This window comes from Streptomyces sp. NPDC030862, assembly GCF_055571835.1.
On the sequence record NZ_JBVIEN010000002.1, the window covers coordinates 806,175 to 824,439 of the forward strand.

An 18,265-nucleotide genomic window follows, 5' to 3' on the forward strand; every position below is an offset into this window, starting at 1 on the left:
CGTCACATACAGCCCGCCGTACCGGTGTCGTCCTCCCGCACGTCGTGTACCTGCGGCGAGGCCGGCGCCGGTTCGCGTTTCTGCTCGTGGTCGTACGCCTCCGGGGGCAGCGGCTCGTGCGCGTGAGGGTCGTGGACGTGGAGGCCCTGCGGGTGCGCGGGCGCCTCGGGCGGGTTCTGCGCGGCCCGCTCCAGGAAGCGCAGCAACTCGACCGGGAAGGGCAGCACCAGCGTCGAGTTCTTCTCGGCGGCCACCGCCACGATCGTCTGCAGCAGCCGCAACTGGAGCGCGGAGGGCGTCTGCGACATCACCCCCGCCGCCTCCGCGAGCTTCTTCGACGCCTGGAGCTCGGCGTCCGCGTTGATGACGCGGGCGCGCCGCTCGCGGTCGGCCTCGGCCTGGCGGGCCATCGAACGCTTCATCGTCTCCGGCAGCGAGACGTCCTTGATCTCGACACGGTCGATGGTGACGCCCCACTCCACGGCCGGGTTGTCGATCATGAGTTCGAGCCCCTGGTTGAGCTTCTCGCGGTTCGACAGCAGGTCGTCGAGGTCGCTCTTGCCGATGATCGACCGCAGCGAGGTCTGCGCGATCTGCGAGACCGCGAAGCGGTAGTCCTCGACGCGGATGATCGCGGCGGCCGGGTCCACCACCTTGAAGTACACGACCGCGTCCACCCGCACCGTGACGTTGTCCCGGGTGATGCCCTCCTGGGCGGGCACCGGCAGGGTCACGATCTGCATGTTCACCTTGTTCAGCCGGTCGACGAACGGCACGATCATGGTGAACCCGGGCAACCGGACTCCGCTGCGCAGCCGGCCGAACCGCAGCACGACCCCTCTCTCGTACTGCTTGACCACCCTCGCCGCGGCCGCCAGGTACACCGCCCCCGCGGACCCCGCCGCCGCGGCCGCCGTCAGCAGTTCCTCGACCATGACAACAACCCCCTTACGGGTGCGTTAAGCCCAATATCGCACCAAAGGGGGCACCGGGGGAGCCCGGAAGGGTGTCACAGCCAGCCCGCGAACTCCATCAGCAGCTCCCCGTCCTGCCGCCGCCCCGCCGCCAGCGCCCGCGTGCCCGACTCCACGGCCCGGAAGAGCGTCCAGCCGCGCAGCCGCTCGCGGTCCACGTCCAGCGAGTCGGCCAGCCTGCTCACCCGGCGGCGCGCCGCCGAGGCGCCCGAGGCCGTCGCCACCAGGTCCTCCACCCGGTCCCGTACCAGCCGCGCCAGGTCGTACGCCCGCTCGCCCACCACCGGATCCGGGCCCACCGCCAGCCACGGCGCCCGCTCCCCGCCCAGCACCTTGCCCTGCCGGAACGCCCCGTGCAGCAGCAGCTCCTCCGGCGGGGCCGCCACCAGCTCCTCACGGGCGTCGAGCGCGGCCGCCACCAGCCCCGCGGACTCCGCGTCCTCGCCCGCCCGCATGGCCTCCGCCTGCCGCGCCGTCCGCTCGGCCACCGACTCGAAGCCGTGCCCGGCGGGCGGCTCCACCCACAGCCGCCGGACCGTGCCCGCGGCCTCCAGCAGCGCCTTGGCCTCCGGCAGCGAACGCAGCGAGACCTCCGTGTGCAGCCGCTCCAGCAGCAGCCCGGGCCCCTCGGCGTCGAGGAGCCGTACCGCACCCCAGCCGTTCCAGTGCGCGAGCGCGGCCCGCTCCAGCTCCGGCGCGGCGAACGGCGGCGCGACCTTGAGCGCGGCCGGCTCCCCGGACCGCTGCCGTACGAGGACGACGACGCCGCTGCGCCCGCCCGGGACGACGACCCGCTCGACCGCCAGCTCCCGCCGGGCCAGCGCGTCCGCCACGATCCCCGGGACCCGGCCCAGCCAGTCCCGCGCGGCCGCATCCCCGTACACCTCGCCGAGCGCCCGCACCAGTCGCTGCGGCGGTTCGAAAGCCATGCGTGCGTTGTTCCCCTTCACCCAACCCCGACTCACTGTCTCATTGGTCGCGTTCCGCTTCGCTACCGCTGCGGGCAGGTGCCGCCCTCGTACCTCGGGCGACCCCTACCCTCCGCTACAGCTCAGCTCAGCTGCTGGCTCGCGCGCTCGGCGAGACCGGGAAAGGCTACGCCGCTCCCTCGCCACCGCACCGCCCGCACCGCCGCCTCCCGCAGCGCGCCCGCCGCCTCGCGCCGCAGCGGGCCCTCGGAGGCCCGCACCAGGTCCGCGTAGACACCCGCCACCCGGTCCTCCAGCTCGGCGGCGAGCCGTACGGCCGCGGCCGCGTCCGGCACCGGGAACGGCAGGGCGTACCCCGCGGCCGCGGCGGCAGGCCTCCCGCCCAGGTCGCGTACGGTACGCGCCAGCGCGTCGCGGCGGGCGCGGTGTGCGGCGTACGCGGCGGTCGCCTCGGCCCGGCGCTCCCCGCCGACCCGGGCGCCGACGACCCCGTACCCGTACACCGCCGCGTGCTCGGCGGCGAGTGCCGCCTGGACGGCGTCCAGGGCGCTCATGATCGGCTCCTCTCGTGCCCCGGCCCTAGGGGGCGTCTTGTCGATCTTGCCGGGCTCGCGGCGTCTGGCACCGTGCCTCCCCGCGTTGTCGTCGGTCGCCAATGGCCCCCGTAGCCCTTCGGGCGACGGGGGAGGCTCCCTCCTCCGCCTTGCGATCCGTCCCCTCGGCCCCAAGGGGCCTGGGGAGACCCCATGCACCAGACGCCGCTCCCTGATCCGGCCTGATCGACAAGACGCCCCCTAGGCGCCGGCGGTCAGCAGGTACGCGTGCGCGGCGGCCGCCGCGGCGACGGACGCGAGCAGCCGCGCGTACTCCGGCGGGGCGTCCGGCAGCGCGGCGGTGTGCGCGTCCGCGGCGCGGCGGGCGGCCGCGGCCAGCTCCGCCAGCGCGGCGCCGGGGTCGGGCGGCACCGGCGTCCGCGAGGGGCTCGGCGCGGCGGCGGTGGAGGCCGCGGGCGGGGCCGCGGCCTCGGTGCCCCTCGGCGTCGGGGACGCCGCCCGGCGCGTGCCGTCCTCCGCGAGCGCGGCCGTGTGCGCGGCGACCGCCGCCCGCAGCGGGAACAGCCGGGGGCCCAGCGAGGGGTGCGCGGCGAGGACCGCGTCGTACCGCCCGAGCAGCGCGGCGCTCACCGCGGAGGAGCGGGCGCGCAGCCGCGCCTCCTCGCGCGCCGCGCGGTCGGCCGCCGACGCCGAACGGCCGGAGCCGCCGCCGTCGGACGAGCAACCGGCCGTCCACAGCCCCGTCGTGACCGCCGCGCCCGTCGCGATGAGCGCACGCCTGCGTGTCGTACCCCTGCGCCCCACGCGTCTCTCCCATCGGCCGCCGGCGAAGATCATCGCAGGCGAGCGTACCCGCGGGTCCGGTGAGGTGGACGGCAACACCCCCCGCGACCGGATACCCTTTGCTCTGACACGCGACGATCCCACAACAGCACACGCGGCCGAGGAGTCACCCGGATGAGCACCACCCAGAGCGAAAGGCTGCGCGGGCTGCTGGAACCGCTCGTCAGCGCCCAGGGTCTGGATCTGGAAGAGATCGAGGTGTCCCGGGCCGGCCGCCGCCGGATGCTCCGGATCGTCGTGGACTCGGACGAGGGCGTGGAGCTCGACGCCTGCGCCGAACTGAGCCGCTCCATCTCCGACAAGCTCGACGAGACGGACGCGATGGGCGACGAGGAGTACGTCCTCGAAGTGAGCTCGCCGGGCGCCGACCGCCCGCTGACCGAGCACCGCCACTACGTACGCGCCACCGGCCGCCTGGTCAGGCTGCAGCTGACCGCCCAAGGGGCAGAGGGAGCTGGCGACCTGGTGGCCCGCATCCTCTCCGTGGACGACGAGGGCCTCGATCTCGAGGTGCCGGGTGTGAAGGGGCGCAAGCCCACCGCCCGCCGCGTGGAGTTCCCGGACATCGCGAAGGCGCGCGTGGAGATCGAGTTCAACCGCAAGGACAAGAAGGAAGAGGAGGCGTAGCCGTGGACATCGACGTGAAGCTCCTGAGGGGCTTGGCACAGGAGAAGGAGATTCCCTTCGACCTGCTGGTCGAGGCGATCGAGTCGGCCCTCCTCATCGCCTACCACCGCACCGAGGGAGCCCGCCGCCACGCCCGTGCCGTGCTCGACCGGCAGACCGGTCACGTGACGGTGTGGGCGAAGGAGGACCCGGCCGACCTGGAGGAGGGGCAGGAGCCCAAGGAGTTCGACGACACCCCGTCGGACTTCGGCCGGATCGCCGCGAGCACCGCCCGCCAGGTCATCCAGCAGCGCCTGCGCGACGCCGAGAACGACGTGACGTTCGGCGAGTACGCCCGCCGCGAGGGCGACATCGTCGCCGGCATGGTGCAGCAGGGCAAGGACCCGAAGAACGTCCTGGTCAAGCTGGACGACAAGCTGGAAGCCATCCTGCCGGTGCAGGAGCAGGTGCCGGGCGAGGAGTACACGCACGGCCTGCGGCTGCGCACGTACGTCGTCCGCGTCGCCAAGGGCGTGCGCGGCCCGTCCGTCACCCTTTCGCGTACGCACCCCAATCTGGTGAAGAAGCTCTTCGCGCTGGAGGTCCCGGAGATCGCCGACGGTTCCGTCGAGATCGCCGCGATCGCCCGTGAGGCCGGTCACCGTACGAAGATCGCCGTGCGGTCCACCCGTTCGGGTCTCAACGCCAAGGGCGCCTGCATCGGCCCGATGGGCAGCCGGGTGCGCAACGTCATGGCCGAGCTGCTCGGCGAGAAGATCGACATCGTCGACTGGTCGGACGACCCGGCCGAGATGGTGGCGAACGCACTCTCGCCCGCGCGCGTCTCCAAGGTGGAGATCGTCGACATGGCCGCCCGCTCCGCGCGGGTGACCGTGCCCGACTACCAGCTGTCCCTGGCGATCGGCAAGGAGGGGCAGAACGCCCGCCTCGCCGCCCGCCTCACCGGCTGGCGCATCGACATCCGCCCCGACACGGAGCAGACCCCCGAGCAGGACTGAGCAGGGCTGAGCTGCGGCTCGGGCTCCCAGGGAATAGATCGCGCCGTGGTCACGTTGTGCCACAGCGAGATCACGACAACAACCGTTCGATTTTTGCCCCAAAGGGGTGAGGTCGGTGCGGGGAGGTAGACTTAAGCGTGTCTGGCCGGACGCATGCCCGCGCATGCCCTGAGCGAACCTGTGTGGGATGCCGGGAGCGGGCGGCCAAGCGTGAACTGCTGCGCATCGTGGTGATCGAGGGCGCCTGCGCCCCCGATCCACGCGGTACGCTGCCCGGCCGGGGTGCATACGTGCATCCCGCCTCGGTCTGTCTCGACCTGGCGGTCCGCCGGAGGGCGTTCCCCAGGGCCTTCAAGGTCCAGGGACCGCTCGAAACGGCGAACGTCCGCCAGTACGTCGAGCAGTCGGCACCGTAAGAAAGAAGTACGGCACGGAACACCGTGCGGTCAGGTACCTCGCGAGTCTGGAAGTAGGTCGAGATTGCGATGAGCACTCGATGAGTACGCGATGAGTACGCCCATGAAGTAGCGACGGTCCGGCGGTAACCCGGACCTAAAAGGAGCGAAGTGGCTAAGGTCCGGGTATACGAACTCGCCAAGGAGTTCGGTGTAGAGAGCAAGGTCGTCATGGCCAAGCTCCAGGAACTCGGTGAATTCGTCCGTTCGGCGTCTTCGACCATCGAAGCGCCGGTTGTACGCAAGTTGACTGACGCGCTGCAGGGGCCCGGCGGCAACGCCGGCAAGTCCGCAGCCAAGCCCGGCGCGCCCCGCAAGGCCGCGCCTGCCAAGCCTTCCCCCGCGGCGCCGAGCCGCACCGAAGGCACCTCCGCCGCCCCCGCGCCCTCCCCGGCGCAGGCGGCTCGTCCCGCTGCCCCGAAGCCCGGCGCCCCCGCGCCGAAGCCCGCGGCGGCCGAGAAGCCCTCGACGCCGGCCCCCGGCCCGCGTCCCGCCCCGGGTCCGAAGCCGGCCCCCGCGGCGCCCAAGCCGGCGCCCGCGTCCCCGGCTCCGTCCAACCCGGAGTTCACCGCGCCTCCGTCGGCTCCGGCCGCCGGTCAGCGCCCCGGTGGTGCCACCCCCGGTCCCCGTCCGGCCGCACGGCCCGGCCAGGGCTCCGGTCAGGGCGGTGCCCGTCCCGGCGCCCCGCGCCCCGGTGGCGAGCGCCAGGCCCCGCGTCCGGGCGGTGCCCGTCCCGCGGGTCCGCGTCCGGGCAACAACCCCTTCACCTCCGGTGGCTCGACCGGCATGGCGCGCCCGCAGGCGCCCCGTCCCGGTGGTGCCCCGCGTCCGGGTGCCGGTGCGCCCGGCGCCGGTGGTCCGCGTCCGCAGGGCGCCGGTCAGGGCGGTCCCCGTCCGCAGGCCGGTCCCGGTGGCCCGCGTCCCACGCCCGGCTCCATGCCGCGTCCCCAGGCCCCGCGCCCGGGTGGCGGCCCCGCCGGTAACCGCCCGAACCCGGGCATGATGCCGCAGCGTCCGGCCGCCGGCCCGCGTCCGGGCCCCGGTGGCGCCGGTCGCGGTCCCGCGGGCGGTGCCCGTCCGGGTGGCGGCGGCGGTCGTCCCGGCTTCGCCGGTCGTCCCGCCGGTCCCGGTGGTGGCGGCGGCGGCTTCGCCGGCCGTCCCGGTGGCGGTGGCGGCGGCGGTCGTCCCGGCGGTCCGGGTGGCGGCGGCTTCGGTGGCGGCGGTGGCCGTCCCGGCTTCGCCGGCCGTCCCGGCGGTCCCGGTGGCCGTGGTGGCACGCAGGGCGCCTTCGGCCGTCCCGGCGGTCCCGCGCGTCGCGGTCGCAAGTCGAAGCGGCAGAGGCGCCAGGAGTACGAGGCCATGCAGGCCCCGTCGGTCGGCGGCGTGATGCTGCCTCGCGGCAACGGCGAGACCGTTCGCCTGTCGCGCGGTGCGTCCCTCACCGACTTCGCGGAGAAGATCAACGCCAACCCGGCGTCGCTCGTCGCGGTCATGATGAACCTCGGCGAGATGGTCACCGCCACGCAGTCCGTCTCCGACGAGACGCTGCAGCTCCTCGGCGACGAGATGAACTACACGGTTCAGATCGTCTCCCCGGAGGAGGAGGACCGCGAGCTGCTCGAGTCCTTCGACCTCGAGTGGGGCGAGGACGAGGGTGGCGAGGAGTACCTCGCGCCGCGTCCGCCGGTCGTGACCGTCATGGGTCACGTCGACCACGGTAAGACGCGACTGCTGGACGCGATCCGCAAGACGAACGTCGTTGCGGGCGAGGCCGGCGGCATCACCCAGCACATCGGTGCGTACCAGGTCGCGACCCAGGTCAACGACGAAGAGCGCAAGATCACCTTCATCGACACCCCGGGTCACGAGGCGTTCACCGCCATGCGTGCCCGTGGTGCCAAGTCCACCGACATCGCGATCCTCGTGGTGGCGGCGAACGACGGTGTGATGCCCCAGACGATCGAGGCGCTGAACCACGCCAAGGCGGCCGACGTGCCGATCGTGGTCGCGGTCAACAAGATCGACGTCGAGGGCGCGGACCCGGTCAAGGTGCGCGGTCAGCTGACCGAGTACGGCCTGGTGGCCGAGGAGTACGGCGGCGACACCATGTTCGTCGACATCTCCGCCAAGCAGGGTCTGCACATCGACTCGCTGCTGGAGGCCGTGATCCTCACGGCCGACGCCTCGCTCGACCTGCGGGCCAACCCGGAGCAGGACGCGCAGGGCATCGCCATCGAGTCGCACCTCGACCGTGGCCGCGGCGCCGTCGCGACCGTCCTGGTCCAGCGCGGCACCCTGCGGGTCGGCGACACCATGGTGGTCGGCGACGCGTACGGCCGCGTCCGGGCGATGCTCGACGACAAGGGCAACAACGTCGAGGAAGCGGGTCCGTCGACCCCCGTCCTGGTCCTGGGTCTCACCAACGTCCCGGGTGCCGGCGACAACTTCCTCGTCGTCGACGAGGACCGCACGGCCCGCCAGATCGCCGAGAAGCGCGCGGCGCGTGAGCGCAACGCCGCCTTCGCCAAGCGCACCCGCCGGGTGTCCCTCGAGGACCTCGACAAGGTGCTCAAGGCCGGCCAGATCCAGGAGCTCAACCTCATCATCAAGGGTGACGCTTCCGGTTCGGTCGAGGCGCTCGAGTCGTCCCTGCTCCAGCTGGACGTCGGCGAAGAGGTCGACATCCGCGTCCTGCACCGCGGTGTCGGTGCGGTCACGGAGTCGGACATCGACCTGGCCATGGGCTCCGACGCCATCGTCATCGGCTTCAACGTCCGCGCGGCCGGCCGTGCCGCGCAGATGGCGGAGCGCGAGGGCGTCGACGTCCGGTACTACTCGGTGATCTACCAGGCCATCGAGGAGATCGAGGCGGCCCTCAAGGGCATGCTCAAGCCGGAGTACGAAGAGGTCGAGCTCGGTACGGCGGAGATCCGCGAGGTCTTCCGCTCGTCCAAGCTGGGCAACATCGCGGGTGTGCTCATCCGCTCCGGCGAGGTCAAGCGCAACACCAAGGCGCGCCTCATCCGCGACGGCAAGGTCATCGCGGAGAACCTCAACATCGAGGGTCTGCGTCGCTTCAAGGACGACGTCACCGAGATCCGCGAAGGCTTCGAGGGTGGTATCAACCTCGGAAACTTCAACGACATCAAGGTCGACGACGTCATCGCGACGTACGAGATGCGCGAGAAGCCGCGCGCCTGATCACAGGAGCGGTGAGCCGGGGCCGGTCGGCGGAGGAATATCCGTCGATCGGCCCCGGCCGTTCCGTGTACGGTTCTTGTGTCCCTGCCAAGTGACAACTGGACGGCAGGGCCATCGAACCCGAACCGGCGGGACATCCGGACATACATGTATGTGGGGACTCTGTCCTTCGACCTGCTCCTCGGCGACGTACGGTCGTTGAAGGAGAAGCGCTCCGTCGTCCGCCCGATCGTCGCCGAGCTCCAGCGCAAGTACGCGGTGAGCGTGGCCGAGACCGGGGGCCAGAACCTCCACCGCAGGGCCGAGATCGGCCTGGCGATGGTCTCCGGGGACGTCGGGCATCTCACGGAGGTACTGGACCGGTGCGAGCGCTTGGTCGCCGCCCGGCCCGAGGTGGAGCTGCTGTCCGTACGGCGGCGGCTGCACACCGACGAAGACTGATCGTGCAAAGGGCGCCAGACGTGCGGGACGACACCGTACGGCGCAGATAAGAGGAGACGGACCAGTGGCCGACAACGCGCGGGCGAAGAAGCTGGCGGACCTGATCCGGGAGGTGGTGGCACAGAAGCTCCAGCGCGGGATCAAGGACCCGCGGCTCGGAACGCATGTGACCATCACCGACACCCGGGTCACGGGGGACCTGCGGGAGGCGACCGTCTTCTACACCGTGTACGGCGACGAAGAGGACCGCAAGGCCGCCGCCGCGGGCCTGGAGAGCGCCAAGGGCGTCCTGCGGTCCGCCGTCGGCGCGGCGGCGGGCACCAAGTTCACGCCGACGCTGACCTTCGTGGCGGACGCCCTCCCCGAGACCGCCAAGACCATCGAGGACCTGCTGGAGGTGGCCCGCGCCTCGGACGCCAAGGTGCGCGAGGCGGCTTCCAGCGCCGCGTACGCGGGCGAGCCGGACCCCTACCGCAAGCCGGGCGACGACGAGGACGAGGACGCCGCCACCGAATGAGCCAGCACACCACGACGCCGGACGGCCTTGTCATCGTCGACAAGCCGTCCGGCTTCACTTCGCACGACGTCGTCGCCAAGATGCGCGGGATCGCCAAGACCCGCCGCGTCGGACACGCGGGGACGCTCGACCCGATGGCCACCGGGGTCCTCGTCCTCGGCGTCCAGAAGGCCACCAAGCTCCTCGGTCACCTCGCGCTGACCGAGAAGGAGTACCTGGGCACCATCCGCCTCGGGCAGAACACGATCACCGACGACGCCGAGGGCGAGATCACCTCGTCCACCGACGCGTCCGCGGTCACCCGTGAGGCGGTCGACGCCGAGGTGGCCAAGCTGACCGGCGCCATCATGCAGGTGCCGTCCAAGGTCAGCGCCATCAAGATCGACGGCAAGCGGTCGTACGCGCGCGTGCGCGGCGGCGAGGAGTTCGACATCCCGGCCCGGCCGGTGACGGTCTCCTCCTTCCAGGTGTACGACATGCGGGAGGCGGTGGCGGAGGACGGAATGCCGGTCGTGGACCTCGTCGTCTCGGTCGTCTGCTCCTCCGGTACGTACATCCGCGCCCTCGCCCGCGACCTGGGCGCCGGGCTGGGTGTCGGCGGCCATCTCACGGCGCTGCGGCGCACCCGCGTGGGCCCGTACAAGCTGGACACGGCGCGCACGCTCGACCAGCTCCAGGAGGAGCTGACCGTGATGCCGATCGCCGAGGCGGCGGCCGCGGCGTTCCCGCGCTGGGACGTGGACGAGCGACGGGCGAAGCTGCTGCTCAACGGCGTACGGATCGACATGCCGGCGTTCGAGGCGGCGCCGGTGGCGGTGTTCGGGCCCGACGGCCGGTTCCTCGCGCTGGTGGAGGAGAAGGGCGGCAAGGCGAAGAGCCTCGCGGTCTTCGCCTGACACCCTCGCCCCCGGTGTTTCACCCACTTGGCGAGGCGCTCGAAGTGAACACGGGGGGCACCCGGGGGCGCGTTTGCCGCGCGTTCTTCTCGCGGTGATCATCGCCGTCCTACCGTCGAGCCATGGAACGCGGGGACGGTGCGACGCTCGTACACATCTGTGACGCGGGAGGCCGGCCACGCGGCACCGGCTTCGTCGCGGACGACCTGGGCACGGTCGTGACCAGCCATGAGGCCGTCGACGGCCTGAGGCGCGTCGTGCTGCTCGGGCCCGGCGGCCGGACGTGCGTCGCCGAGGCCGACGCCATCACACCGCTGCCGGGCGCCGCGCTCGCCCTCGTACGCGGCGCGGGGCTCGGCGCCCGCCCCCTGCCGCTGGCCGACCGCCCGGGTGTCGAGCCCGGCACGTACGTACGGATCGCCGCGGGCGGCTGGCGCCAGGCGCGGGTCCTCGGGCCCGCCGACGTCACCTACACCGCCACCGACCGGTTCCACCGGCTCGGCGGCGTCCTGGAGCTCGCCGTCGGCACCGAGGGCAGCGAGGCGCTGCGCCGGGGCGGCGAGGCCGCGGGCGGGCCCGTCCTCGACGCCGCGACCGGCGCCGTACTCGGCGTCCTGGCCACCGCGCTCCACGCCGAGCGGCGCGCGGCCGGCTTCGCCGTCCCCCTGGCGGCGATGGCCGCCCGCGACCCCGCGGGGCCGCTCGCCGCCCTGCTGCGGCGCAGCGCCGCCACCGTCCCGGCGTACGGGCGCGACCTCAACCCGGCGGGCGTGCTGGAGCTGGCCGCCGCCTCCGGAGACCCGGACTCCGGCGGCAGCGCCTGGCCGGAGCCGGTCGAGCGGGCCGAGGCAGCCCGGGCGTACGAGCTCTTCGCCGCCTCGCCGGACGCGCTGCTGCTGGGGCTGGTCGGCGAGCCCGGCAGCGGGCGCACCACCGAACTCGCGGCCCTGGCCGCGCGCCGCGCCCGGGGCGCCGAGCCCGCGCCCAGCGTGTGGGTGCGCGCCGCCGACCTCCGGCCGGACGACACCTCGGTGGCGGACGGGCTCGCGCGGGCCCTGCGGCGCGCCGCCCGGGCCGTCGCCGCGAGCGGGCGGCCGGGCCTGTGGGACGACTCCGCCGCCGCCACGCCCGAGCGGGTGGCGGCGCTCGCCCGCACGGCGGGCCACCCCCTGCTCGTCCTCCTGGACACCCCCGACGAGCCGACGCCCGCCTGGACCGCGGGGACGGCGGCCTGGCTGCGTGCGCACGGCGCCCGGCTCGCGGTCGCCTGCCGCCCCGAGCAGTGGGAGCACGCCCGTGCGCCCTACCCGGCGGGAGAGGTGCGGTGCGTGCGCCTCGGCGACCTGACCGAGCGGGAGGCGCGCTGGGCGCGCGCCCGGTACGGGCTGCCCGCGGACGCCGTCGCGGACGCCGACGCCCGGCACCCGCTGGCGCTGCGGCTGCTCGCCGAGGTGCGGGAGGCGATGGGCGGCGGCGCGGTCGCGGGGGCCCGGCGAGACGAGATCTTCGCCGCGTACCTCGACCTCGTGTGCCTGCGCGTCGCGGTCCGGGTCGCGGACGCCTCCCGCCCGCCGGTGAGCGGCATCGGGGTGCGGCGGCTCGCGGCGCGGGTGGCGGGGCGGGTCCACGAGGTGGCGCGGCGCTGCCCGGACCCGGAGGTGGACCGGGCGGTGTTCGAGGAGCTCTTCCCCTGGAAGGGCGGCTGGGCGTCCGCGGTCCTCGCCGAGGGCCTCCTCGTCCCGGTGGGCTCCGGCTACCGCTTCGGCCACGAGGAGCTGGGGGAGTGGCTCCGGGCCGCACACCTGGACCTGGACGCGGCGCTGCGGGCGCCCGGCTGCGAGGCCCGTACGGCGGGCCTGGCGGCGCGGGCCCTGCTCGCGCTTCCGGACGCCCGGGGGTACGTGGGGGCGCTGCGGGAGCTGGCGGACCGGATCGCGGAGGCGCCCGCCGACGGGCCACATGAGGGCGCCGCCGCGCCGGGGCGTCCGTTCGGGCCCGACTTCTGGGTGCGGCTGCGGATCGGTGAGGACGAGCGCCTCGACCTGCTGCGGCGCCTGGTCCCGGCGGACGGCCCGCCCGGGGGGCCGGGAGGCCCGCGGTTCCTCGACGCAGCCGCCGCGCGGCTCGTGGCCGACCCGCGGGGCGTGCAGCCGCTGCTGTGCCGCTGGTTCACCGACGAGCGGCCCGTGCCCGACGAGCGGCCCGTGGCCGCCGAGCCCGGCTCCCGGACGCGGTCCGTGCGGCTCACCGTCGCCGGGGCCGCGCAGGCGCTGCTGTACGCGCACCGGGGCCCGGCCGTTGACGACCTGTGCGAGGCGCTCGTCACCACCGCCCACCCGCGCGCCCGACAGCTGCTCGCCGCCCTCGCCGAGGACGAGCCGTCCGCGCTGTGCCGCGCCGTCGACCGCTGGGCCCACGACGACGCACGCCCCGCCCGCCGTGCCGCCGCCGCCACGTACGGCCGGCTCGTCGCCGCGCACGCCACCGCCGCAGCCGACCGCGAGCTGCTGCGGTACGCCGCCCTCGCGCTGCTCGCCCGCCCCGGCGACCCCGCCCTCCACGAGGCGGCCCTCGACCTGCTGGCACGCGAGCCGCGCGGGCCGGGCCTGCCGGGCGAACCGGAGGCGCTGCTGCGGGCCGCCGCGCTGGGCGCGGAGCGGTGGCCGGAGGAGCGCGTGCGGGAGCTGGTGCGGCGCGCGGGCGCCCTCTCGGTGCGTACCCCCGAGGGCGCGACCCGCTTCGATGGGCACCTCGTCCAGCTCGCCCGCCAGGTGCCCGGCTTCGCGGCGCTGGTCACGGGATGGCTGGCCCGGGACCCGGAGGAGTGGGTGTTCCTGGTGGGGCCGAGCGCGCGGCGCACGGTCGAAGGGCTCGTCACCCCGATGCCGATGCGGGCGGGAAGCCATCGGCATGGCAGTCTTAGACCTGCGTAATCCGTCAATGACGTACACAGGTTCGGGCGAGGAGCGGTCACAGTGCAGCGCTGGCGTGGCTTGGAGGACATCCCCCAGGACTGGGGGCGCAGCGTCGTCACCATCGGCTCCTACGACGGGGTCCACCGCGGGCACCAGCTGATCATCGGGCGCGCGGTCGAGCGGGCGCGCGAGCTCGGCGTCCCGTCCGTCGTGGTCACCTTCGACCCGCACCCCTCCGAGGTCGTCCGCCCCGGCAGCCACCCGCCGCTGCTCGCGCCGCACCACCGGCGCGCCGAACTGATGGAGGGGCTCGGCGTCGACGCCGTACTCGTCCTGCCGTTCACGGCCGAGTTCTCGCAGCTGTCGCCGGCCGACTTCATCGTGAAGGTCCTCGTCGACAAGCTGCACGCCCGCGCGGTCATCGAGGGCCCGAACTTCCGCTTCGGGCACCGGGCCGCCGGCGACGTCGCCTACCTCGCCGAGCTGGGCTCCACGTACGACTACGAGGTCGAGGTCGTCGACCTGTTCGTCAGCGGCGAGGCGGGCGGCGGCGAGCCGTTCTCCTCCACGCTGGCGCGCCGCCTGATCGCCGCCGGCGACATCGAGGGCGCCGCAGAGATCCTCGGCCGCCCGCACCGCGTCGAGGGCGTGGTGGTGCGCGGCGCGCAGCGCGGCCGGGAGCTCGGCTACCCCACCGCCAACGTCGAGACCCTCCCGCACACCGCGATCCCCGCCGACGGCGTCTACGCCGGCTGGCTCGTCGTGGGGGAGGAGCGCATGCCGGCGGCGATCTCCGTCGGCACGAACCCCCAGTTCAACGGCACCGAGCGGACGGTCGAGGCGTACGCGATCGACCGCGTCGGCCTGGACCTGTACGGGCTCCACGTGGCCGTCGACTTCCTGGCGTACGTGCGCGGCCAGGCAAAGTTCGGCTCCATCGAGGAGCTGCTGGAGGCCATCGCGGCGGACGTGGAGCGCTGCCGCGAGCTGACGTCGGCGCACGACGGCGCCCCGGCCGCGTAGCACTGCGCGCGGCCCGGGCAGTCAGCCGTCGGCCGCCCAGTGGCACGCCGCCCCACGCCCGCGCCCCGGCAGGACCGGCAGGTCCCGGGTCCGGCAGGTCTCCGCGAGGCCGGGGCGCGCGGTCTCCGGTGAGGCCAGGACCGGGCAGCGGGCGTGGAAGCGGCAGCCGGGCGGGATGCGGGCGGGGTCCGGGGGCTCGCCCGTGAGGAGCACCGGCTCGCCGGGGGACTCCGGCAGGACGGACAGCAGGGCGCGGGTGTAGGGGTGGCGGGGGGCCGACAGCACCTCCTCGACCGGGCCCGTCTCGACGACACGCCCCAGGTACATCACCGCCACCCGGTCCGCGATGTTCCACGCCAGCCCCAGGTCGTGCGTGACGACGAGCGCGGAGAGGCCCAGCTCGTCCCGGAGGCGCAGCAGCAGCGCCAGGATCTCCCCGCGTACCGAGGCGTCGAGCGAGGCGACCGGCTCGTCGGCGACGATGAGCTCGGGCTCCAGGACCAGCGCCCCGGCGATGACCACGCGCTGCCGCTGACCACCGGACAACTCGTGGGGGTAGCGCAGGAAGAACCGCTCCGGCGGCCGCAGCCCGGCCCGGGCGAGCGCCGAGGCGACGGCGGCCCGCTCGTCACCGCCGTACCCGTGGATCCGCAGGCCCTCGGCGACCGCCTCGTACACCGTGTGCCGGGGGTTGAGCGAGCCGCTCGGGTCCTGGAGGACCAGCTGGACGCGGCGCCGGTACGCCTTGAGGGCCGCGCCGTGGTACTCCAGCGGCGCTCCGGCGAAGGTGACGGAGCCGGACGCCGGCCGGACCAGGCCGAGCAGGGAGCGCGCCAGCGTCGTCTTGCCGCAGCCGGACTCGCCGACGAGCGCGACGATCTCGCCGGCGCCGATCTCCAGGTCGACCCCGTCCACCGCACGGGCGGGCGCGCCGCCGCGCCGCCGCCCCGGGAAGGCGACGCGCAGATCCGACACGGAGAGCAGGGTGTTCACGCGGGGCTTCACGCGGGGCTCCCGGCGGGGAAGAGGCAGGCCGAGCGGTGGCCGGGTACCACCTCGACCAGCGGCGGCTCGTGGGTCGCGCACGCCTCCACGGCCACCGGGCAGCGCGGGCGGAAGGCGCACCCCGGCGGCAGCGCGGCCGGGTCCGGCGGGTCGCCCGGCAGGCCGCGCGGGGCGAGCCGGGAGGCCGGGTCGCCGACTCGGGGGAAGGCGGCGGACAGCGCGCGGGCGTACGGATGCCGGGCCGCCGCGTACACGGCGCGCGCCGGGCCCTCCTCGACGACGCGGCCCGCGTACATCACCGCGAGCCGGTCACAGGTGTCGGCCAGCACCGACAGGTCGTGACTGATCATCACCAGGCTGATGCCCTGCTCGGCGACGAGCCGCTCGATCAGCCGCAGGATCTGCGCCTGGATCATCACGTCGAGCGCCGTGGTCGGCTCGTCGGCCACGATCAGCCGGGGCTCGCAGGCCAGCGCCATGGCGATCATCACGCGCTGCCGCTGCCCGCCGGACAGCTCGTGCGGGTACGCCGTGGCCCGCGCGGCCGGCAGCCCCACCTGCTCCAGCAGCTCGGCCACGCGCTCGCGCGCCGTCGCCGCCGTCGCCAGGCGGTGGACGAGGAGGGGCTCGGCGATCTGGTCGCCGACGCGGTGCACGGCGTTGAGCGCGTGCATCGCGCCCTGGAAGACGAGGGACGCCCCTGCCCAGCGGACCGCCCGCAGCCGGCCCCACCCCATGGTCAGGACGTCCTCGCCGTCGAGCAGGATCCGCCCGCCGAGCCGCGCCGACGCGGGCAGCAGCCGCAGCAGGGCCAGCGCGAGCGTGGACTTGCCGCACCCCGACTCGCCCGCGATGCCCAGCTTCTCGCCCGCCGCGAGGGTGAGGCCGACGCCGCGCACGGCGGGCGTGTCCGTCCCGTACGTGACGGTCAGGTCCCTGACGTCGAGCAGGCTCACCGCCCCACCCCCAGCCGGGGATTGAGCACCGACTCGATCGCCCGCCCGCACAGCGTGAAGGCGAGCGCGACGGCCGCGATGGCGATCCCCGGCGGCGCCAGGTACCACCAGTGCCCGGAGGAGACCGCGCCCGCCTCCCGCGCGTCCTGCAGCATGCCGCCCCACGAGACGACGGTGGGGTCGCCGAGCCCGAGGAAGGCGAGCGTCGCCTCGGTCAGGATGGCGGTGGAGATGCCCAGCGTCGTCTGGGCCAGCACGAGCGGCATCACGTTGGGCAGGACGTGGCGGCGCATCACGTGCGCGTGCCCCCCGCCGAGCGCCCTGGCCCGTTCGATGTACGGGCGCGACTCGACGGCGATGGTCTGCGCGCGCACCAGGCGGGCCGTGGTGGGCCAGCTGGTGACGCCGATCGCCAGGATCACCGTCCACACGCTCCGGGACAGGACGGTGGCCAGCACGATCGCGAGCACCAGCGACGGCATCACCAGGAACCAGTCGGTCACGCGCATCAGCACCGTCGCGAACCAGCCGCCGTAATGGCCCGCGACGACCCCGACGAGCGTGCCGATCGCGACGGACAGCGCCGCCGCCAGCAGCCCGACGGCGAGCGACACCCGCGCCCCCTGCACCAGCAGCCCGAGCAGCGACCGCCCGAACTGGTCGGTGCCCAGCGGGAAGCGCGCGCTCGGCGCTTCCAGTGGCATCCCGGGCGCGCGGGTGACGCTCCGCACGTCCCCGCCGACGAGCAACGGCGCGGCCAGCGCGACGAGCCCGATCACGGCGAGGGCACCGAGCCCGTACAGCCCGGCCCGGTGCGTACGGTAACGGCGCCAGAAGCGGGCCAGGGAGTCGCGGCGGCGCAGCCAGGTCAGCGAGGAGGAGCTCATCGGGCCACCCGGGGGTCGAGCAGCGGGTACAGCAGGTCGGCGAGGAGGTTCATCACGATCATCGCCCCGGCGAAGACGACGAACAGGCCCTGGACGAGCGGCAGGTCGGGCACGGACAGCGCCTGGTAGAACAGCCCGCCGAGCCCCGGCCAGGAGAACACGGTCTCGACGAGGATCGAACCGGCCGCCACATGGCCGAGGTTGATGAAGACCATGGTCACCGTGGGCAGGAGCGCGTTCGGCACGGCGTGCCGGCGGCGTACGACGGCGTCGCGGAGCCCCTTCGCCCGCGCGGTCACCAGATAGTCGCCGCCCATCTCGTCGAGCAGCGAGGAGCGCATCACCAGCAGCGTCTGCGCGTACCCGACGGCGACCAGCGTCAGCACCGGCAGCACCATGTGGTGCGCGACGTCGAGGACGTACGCGAACCCCGTCTCGCCGCCCCCGGACTCCATGCCCCCGGTGGGGAAGAGTCCCGGGACGGGCCCGACACCGACGGCGAAGACGATGATGAGCAGCAGCCCGAGCCAGAACGACGGCACGGACCACAGCGCCAGCGCGACCCCGGTGTGCACCCGGTCGGCGAGGCGGCCGTGGCGCCAGGCCGCGCGGGTGCCGAGCCACAGCCCGAGCGCGGAGTAGACGACGACCGCGACACCGGTGAGGAGCAGCGTGGCGGGGAGCCTGCTCGCGATCAGCTCCCCGACGGGGGCGCGGAACTGGTACGACATGCCGAGATCGCCCGTCAGCGCCCTGGCGCAGTACTCCGTGAACTGCTGCCACACCGGCAGGTCGAGCCCGAACTGCCTGCGCAGTGTGGCCATCTGCTCGGCGGAGGTCGGCCGCCCGTGGGTCATGGCCCGGACCGGGTCGCCGGGGATGATCCGGAAGAGGAAGAAACTGGTGACGAGCACGGCGAACAGCGACACCACCGCGCCGCCCAGCTTGCCCGCCAGATGGCGCGGGTACGACGAGACGGCCGTCCGGGAGCGCCCTACGACCGCCCCCGCCCCCGCCCCGGCGCTCGCGCTCGCGGTCGTCATC

17 protein-coding genes are annotated in these 18,265 nt (G+C 74.3%); 9 read left to right on the top strand and 8 right to left on the bottom strand.

The genetic code is table 11. From position 1 onward, the window contains the following. Positions 1–2: 2 nt before the first annotated feature. The 4 genes from ACZ42X_RS07915 to ACZ42X_RS07930 form a co-directional block, all read right to left on the bottom strand. A complete protein-coding gene (locus ACZ42X_RS07915) occupies positions 3–935 on the bottom strand; it encodes a slipin family protein (RefSeq protein ID WP_468285461.1) in 933 nt (310 codons plus the stop codon). 74 nt (positions 936–1,009) lie between these two features. Further along, the gene (locus ACZ42X_RS07920; RefSeq protein WP_468285462.1) at positions 1,010–1,903 is read right to left on the bottom strand and encodes an aminoglycoside phosphotransferase family protein; all 894 of its coding nucleotides are present in this window, start codon (positions 1,901–1,903) and stop codon (positions 1,010–1,012) included. 122 nt (positions 1,904–2,025) lie between these two features. Next, a complete protein-coding gene (locus ACZ42X_RS07925; RefSeq protein ID WP_468285465.1) occupies positions 2,026–2,457 on the bottom strand; it encodes a ferritin-like domain-containing protein in 432 nt (143 codons plus the stop codon). A gap of 240 nt (positions 2,458–2,697) precedes the next feature. Then, a complete protein-coding gene (locus ACZ42X_RS07930; protein ID WP_468285468.1) occupies positions 2,698–3,261 on the bottom strand; it encodes a hypothetical protein in 564 nt (187 codons plus the stop codon). Positions 3,262–3,414: 153 nt separating this feature from the next. Between ACZ42X_RS07930 and rimP the strand changes: the two genes are divergently transcribed. The 9 genes from rimP (at position 3,415) to ACZ42X_RS07975 (ending at position 14,373) form a co-directional block, all read left to right on the top strand. Then, positions 3,415–3,927, top strand: coding sequence for a ribosome maturation factor RimP (rimP, locus tag ACZ42X_RS07935; protein ID WP_468285470.1), 513 nt, complete (start codon positions 3,415–3,417; stop codon positions 3,925–3,927). A gap of 2 nt (positions 3,928–3,929) precedes the next feature. Beyond that, on the top strand, positions 3,930–4,925 hold the full coding sequence (nusA, locus tag ACZ42X_RS07940) for a transcription termination factor NusA (protein ID WP_468285473.1): 996 nt from the start codon (positions 3,930–3,932) through the stop codon (positions 4,923–4,925). Positions 4,926–5,062: 137 nt separating this feature from the next. Continuing rightward, a complete protein-coding gene (locus tag ACZ42X_RS07945) occupies positions 5,063–5,341 on the top strand; it encodes a YlxR family protein (protein ID WP_468285476.1) in 279 nt (92 codons plus the stop codon). Positions 5,342–5,491: 150 nt separating this feature from the next. After that, positions 5,492–8,581: a translation initiation factor IF-2 gene (infB, locus tag ACZ42X_RS07950; protein WP_468285479.1), complete on the top strand. Its 3,090-nt coding sequence runs from the start codon at positions 5,492–5,494 to the stop codon at positions 8,579–8,581. A 147-nt stretch (positions 8,582–8,728) separates the two neighbouring features. Continuing rightward, positions 8,729–9,022, top strand: coding sequence for a DUF503 domain-containing protein (locus ACZ42X_RS07955; RefSeq protein ID WP_361429131.1), 294 nt, complete (start codon positions 8,729–8,731; stop codon positions 9,020–9,022). 64 nt (positions 9,023–9,086) lie between these two features. Next, positions 9,087–9,539: a 30S ribosome-binding factor RbfA gene (gene rbfA / locus ACZ42X_RS07960; protein ID WP_468285482.1), complete on the top strand. Its 453-nt coding sequence runs from the start codon at positions 9,087–9,089 to the stop codon at positions 9,537–9,539. Then, on the top strand, positions 9,536–10,435 hold the full coding sequence (gene truB, locus ACZ42X_RS07965; protein ID WP_468285485.1) for a tRNA pseudouridine(55) synthase TruB: 900 nt from the start codon (positions 9,536–9,538) through the stop codon (positions 10,433–10,435). The genes rbfA and truB overlap by 4 nt, the downstream gene beginning before the upstream one ends. 122 nt (positions 10,436–10,557) lie before the next feature. Continuing rightward, a complete protein-coding gene (locus tag ACZ42X_RS07970) occupies positions 10,558–13,368 on the top strand; it encodes a serine protease (protein WP_468285488.1) in 2,811 nt (936 codons plus the stop codon). A 42-nt stretch (positions 13,369–13,410) separates the two neighbouring features. Then, on the top strand, positions 13,411–14,373 hold the full coding sequence (locus ACZ42X_RS07975) for a bifunctional riboflavin kinase/FAD synthetase (protein ID WP_468285491.1): 963 nt from the start codon (positions 13,411–13,413) through the stop codon (positions 14,371–14,373). A gap of 21 nt (positions 14,374–14,394) precedes the next feature. Here ACZ42X_RS07975 and ACZ42X_RS07980 read toward each other — a convergent pair whose 3' ends face one another. Genes ACZ42X_RS07980 through ACZ42X_RS07995 form a run of 4 tightly spaced genes read right to left on the bottom strand, consistent with a single transcriptional unit; the run spans position 14,395 to position 18,264 of the window. Then, positions 14,395–15,378, bottom strand: coding sequence for an ABC transporter ATP-binding protein (locus ACZ42X_RS07980; RefSeq protein ID WP_468285494.1), 984 nt, complete (start codon positions 15,376–15,378; stop codon positions 14,395–14,397). Next, positions 15,375–16,334: an ABC transporter ATP-binding protein gene (locus ACZ42X_RS07985; protein ID WP_468285496.1), complete on the bottom strand. Its 960-nt coding sequence runs from the start codon at positions 16,332–16,334 to the stop codon at positions 15,375–15,377. Before ACZ42X_RS07985 ends, ACZ42X_RS07980 begins: the two co-directional genes overlap by 4 nt. Then, entirely contained in the window at positions 16,331–17,221 is an 891-nt protein-coding gene (locus tag ACZ42X_RS07990; RefSeq protein WP_468285498.1) for an ABC transporter permease, read from the bottom strand. The genes ACZ42X_RS07985 and ACZ42X_RS07990 overlap by 4 nt, the downstream gene beginning before the upstream one ends. Further along, positions 17,218–18,264: an ABC transporter permease gene (locus ACZ42X_RS07995; protein ID WP_468285501.1), complete on the bottom strand. Its 1,047-nt coding sequence runs from the start codon at positions 18,262–18,264 to the stop codon at positions 17,218–17,220. Before ACZ42X_RS07995 ends, ACZ42X_RS07990 begins: the two co-directional genes overlap by 4 nt. Position 18,265: the final 1 nt, after the last annotated feature.

Coding starts and splice junctions, on each gene's coding strand:
- ACZ42X_RS07915 (WP_468285461.1), bottom strand. CDS start 935: ATGGTCGAGGAACTGCTGACGGCGGCCGCGGCGGCGGGGTCCGCGGGG.
- ACZ42X_RS07920 (WP_468285462.1), bottom strand. CDS start 1,903: ATGGCTTTCGAACCGCCGCAGCGACTGGTGCGGGCGCTCGGCGAGGTG.
- ACZ42X_RS07925 (WP_468285465.1), bottom strand. CDS start 2,457: ATGAGCGCCCTGGACGCCGTCCAGGCGGCACTCGCCGCCGAGCACGCG.
- rimP (WP_468285470.1), top strand. CDS start 3,415: ATGAGCACCACCCAGAGCGAAAGGCTGCGCGGGCTGCTGGAACCGCTC.
- ACZ42X_RS07955 (WP_361429131.1), top strand. CDS start 8,729: ATGTATGTGGGGACTCTGTCCTTCGACCTGCTCCTCGGCGACGTACGG.
- truB (WP_468285485.1), top strand. CDS start 9,536: ATGAGCCAGCACACCACGACGCCGGACGGCCTTGTCATCGTCGACAAG.
- ACZ42X_RS07970 (WP_468285488.1), top strand. CDS start 10,558: ATGGAACGCGGGGACGGTGCGACGCTCGTACACATCTGTGACGCGGGA.
- ACZ42X_RS07990 (WP_468285498.1), bottom strand. CDS start 17,221: ATGAGCTCCTCCTCGCTGACCTGGCTGCGCCGCCGCGACTCCCTGGCC.
- ACZ42X_RS07995 (WP_468285501.1), bottom strand. CDS start 18,264: ATGACGACCGCGAGCGCGAGCGCCGGGGCGGGGGCGGGGGCGGTCGTA.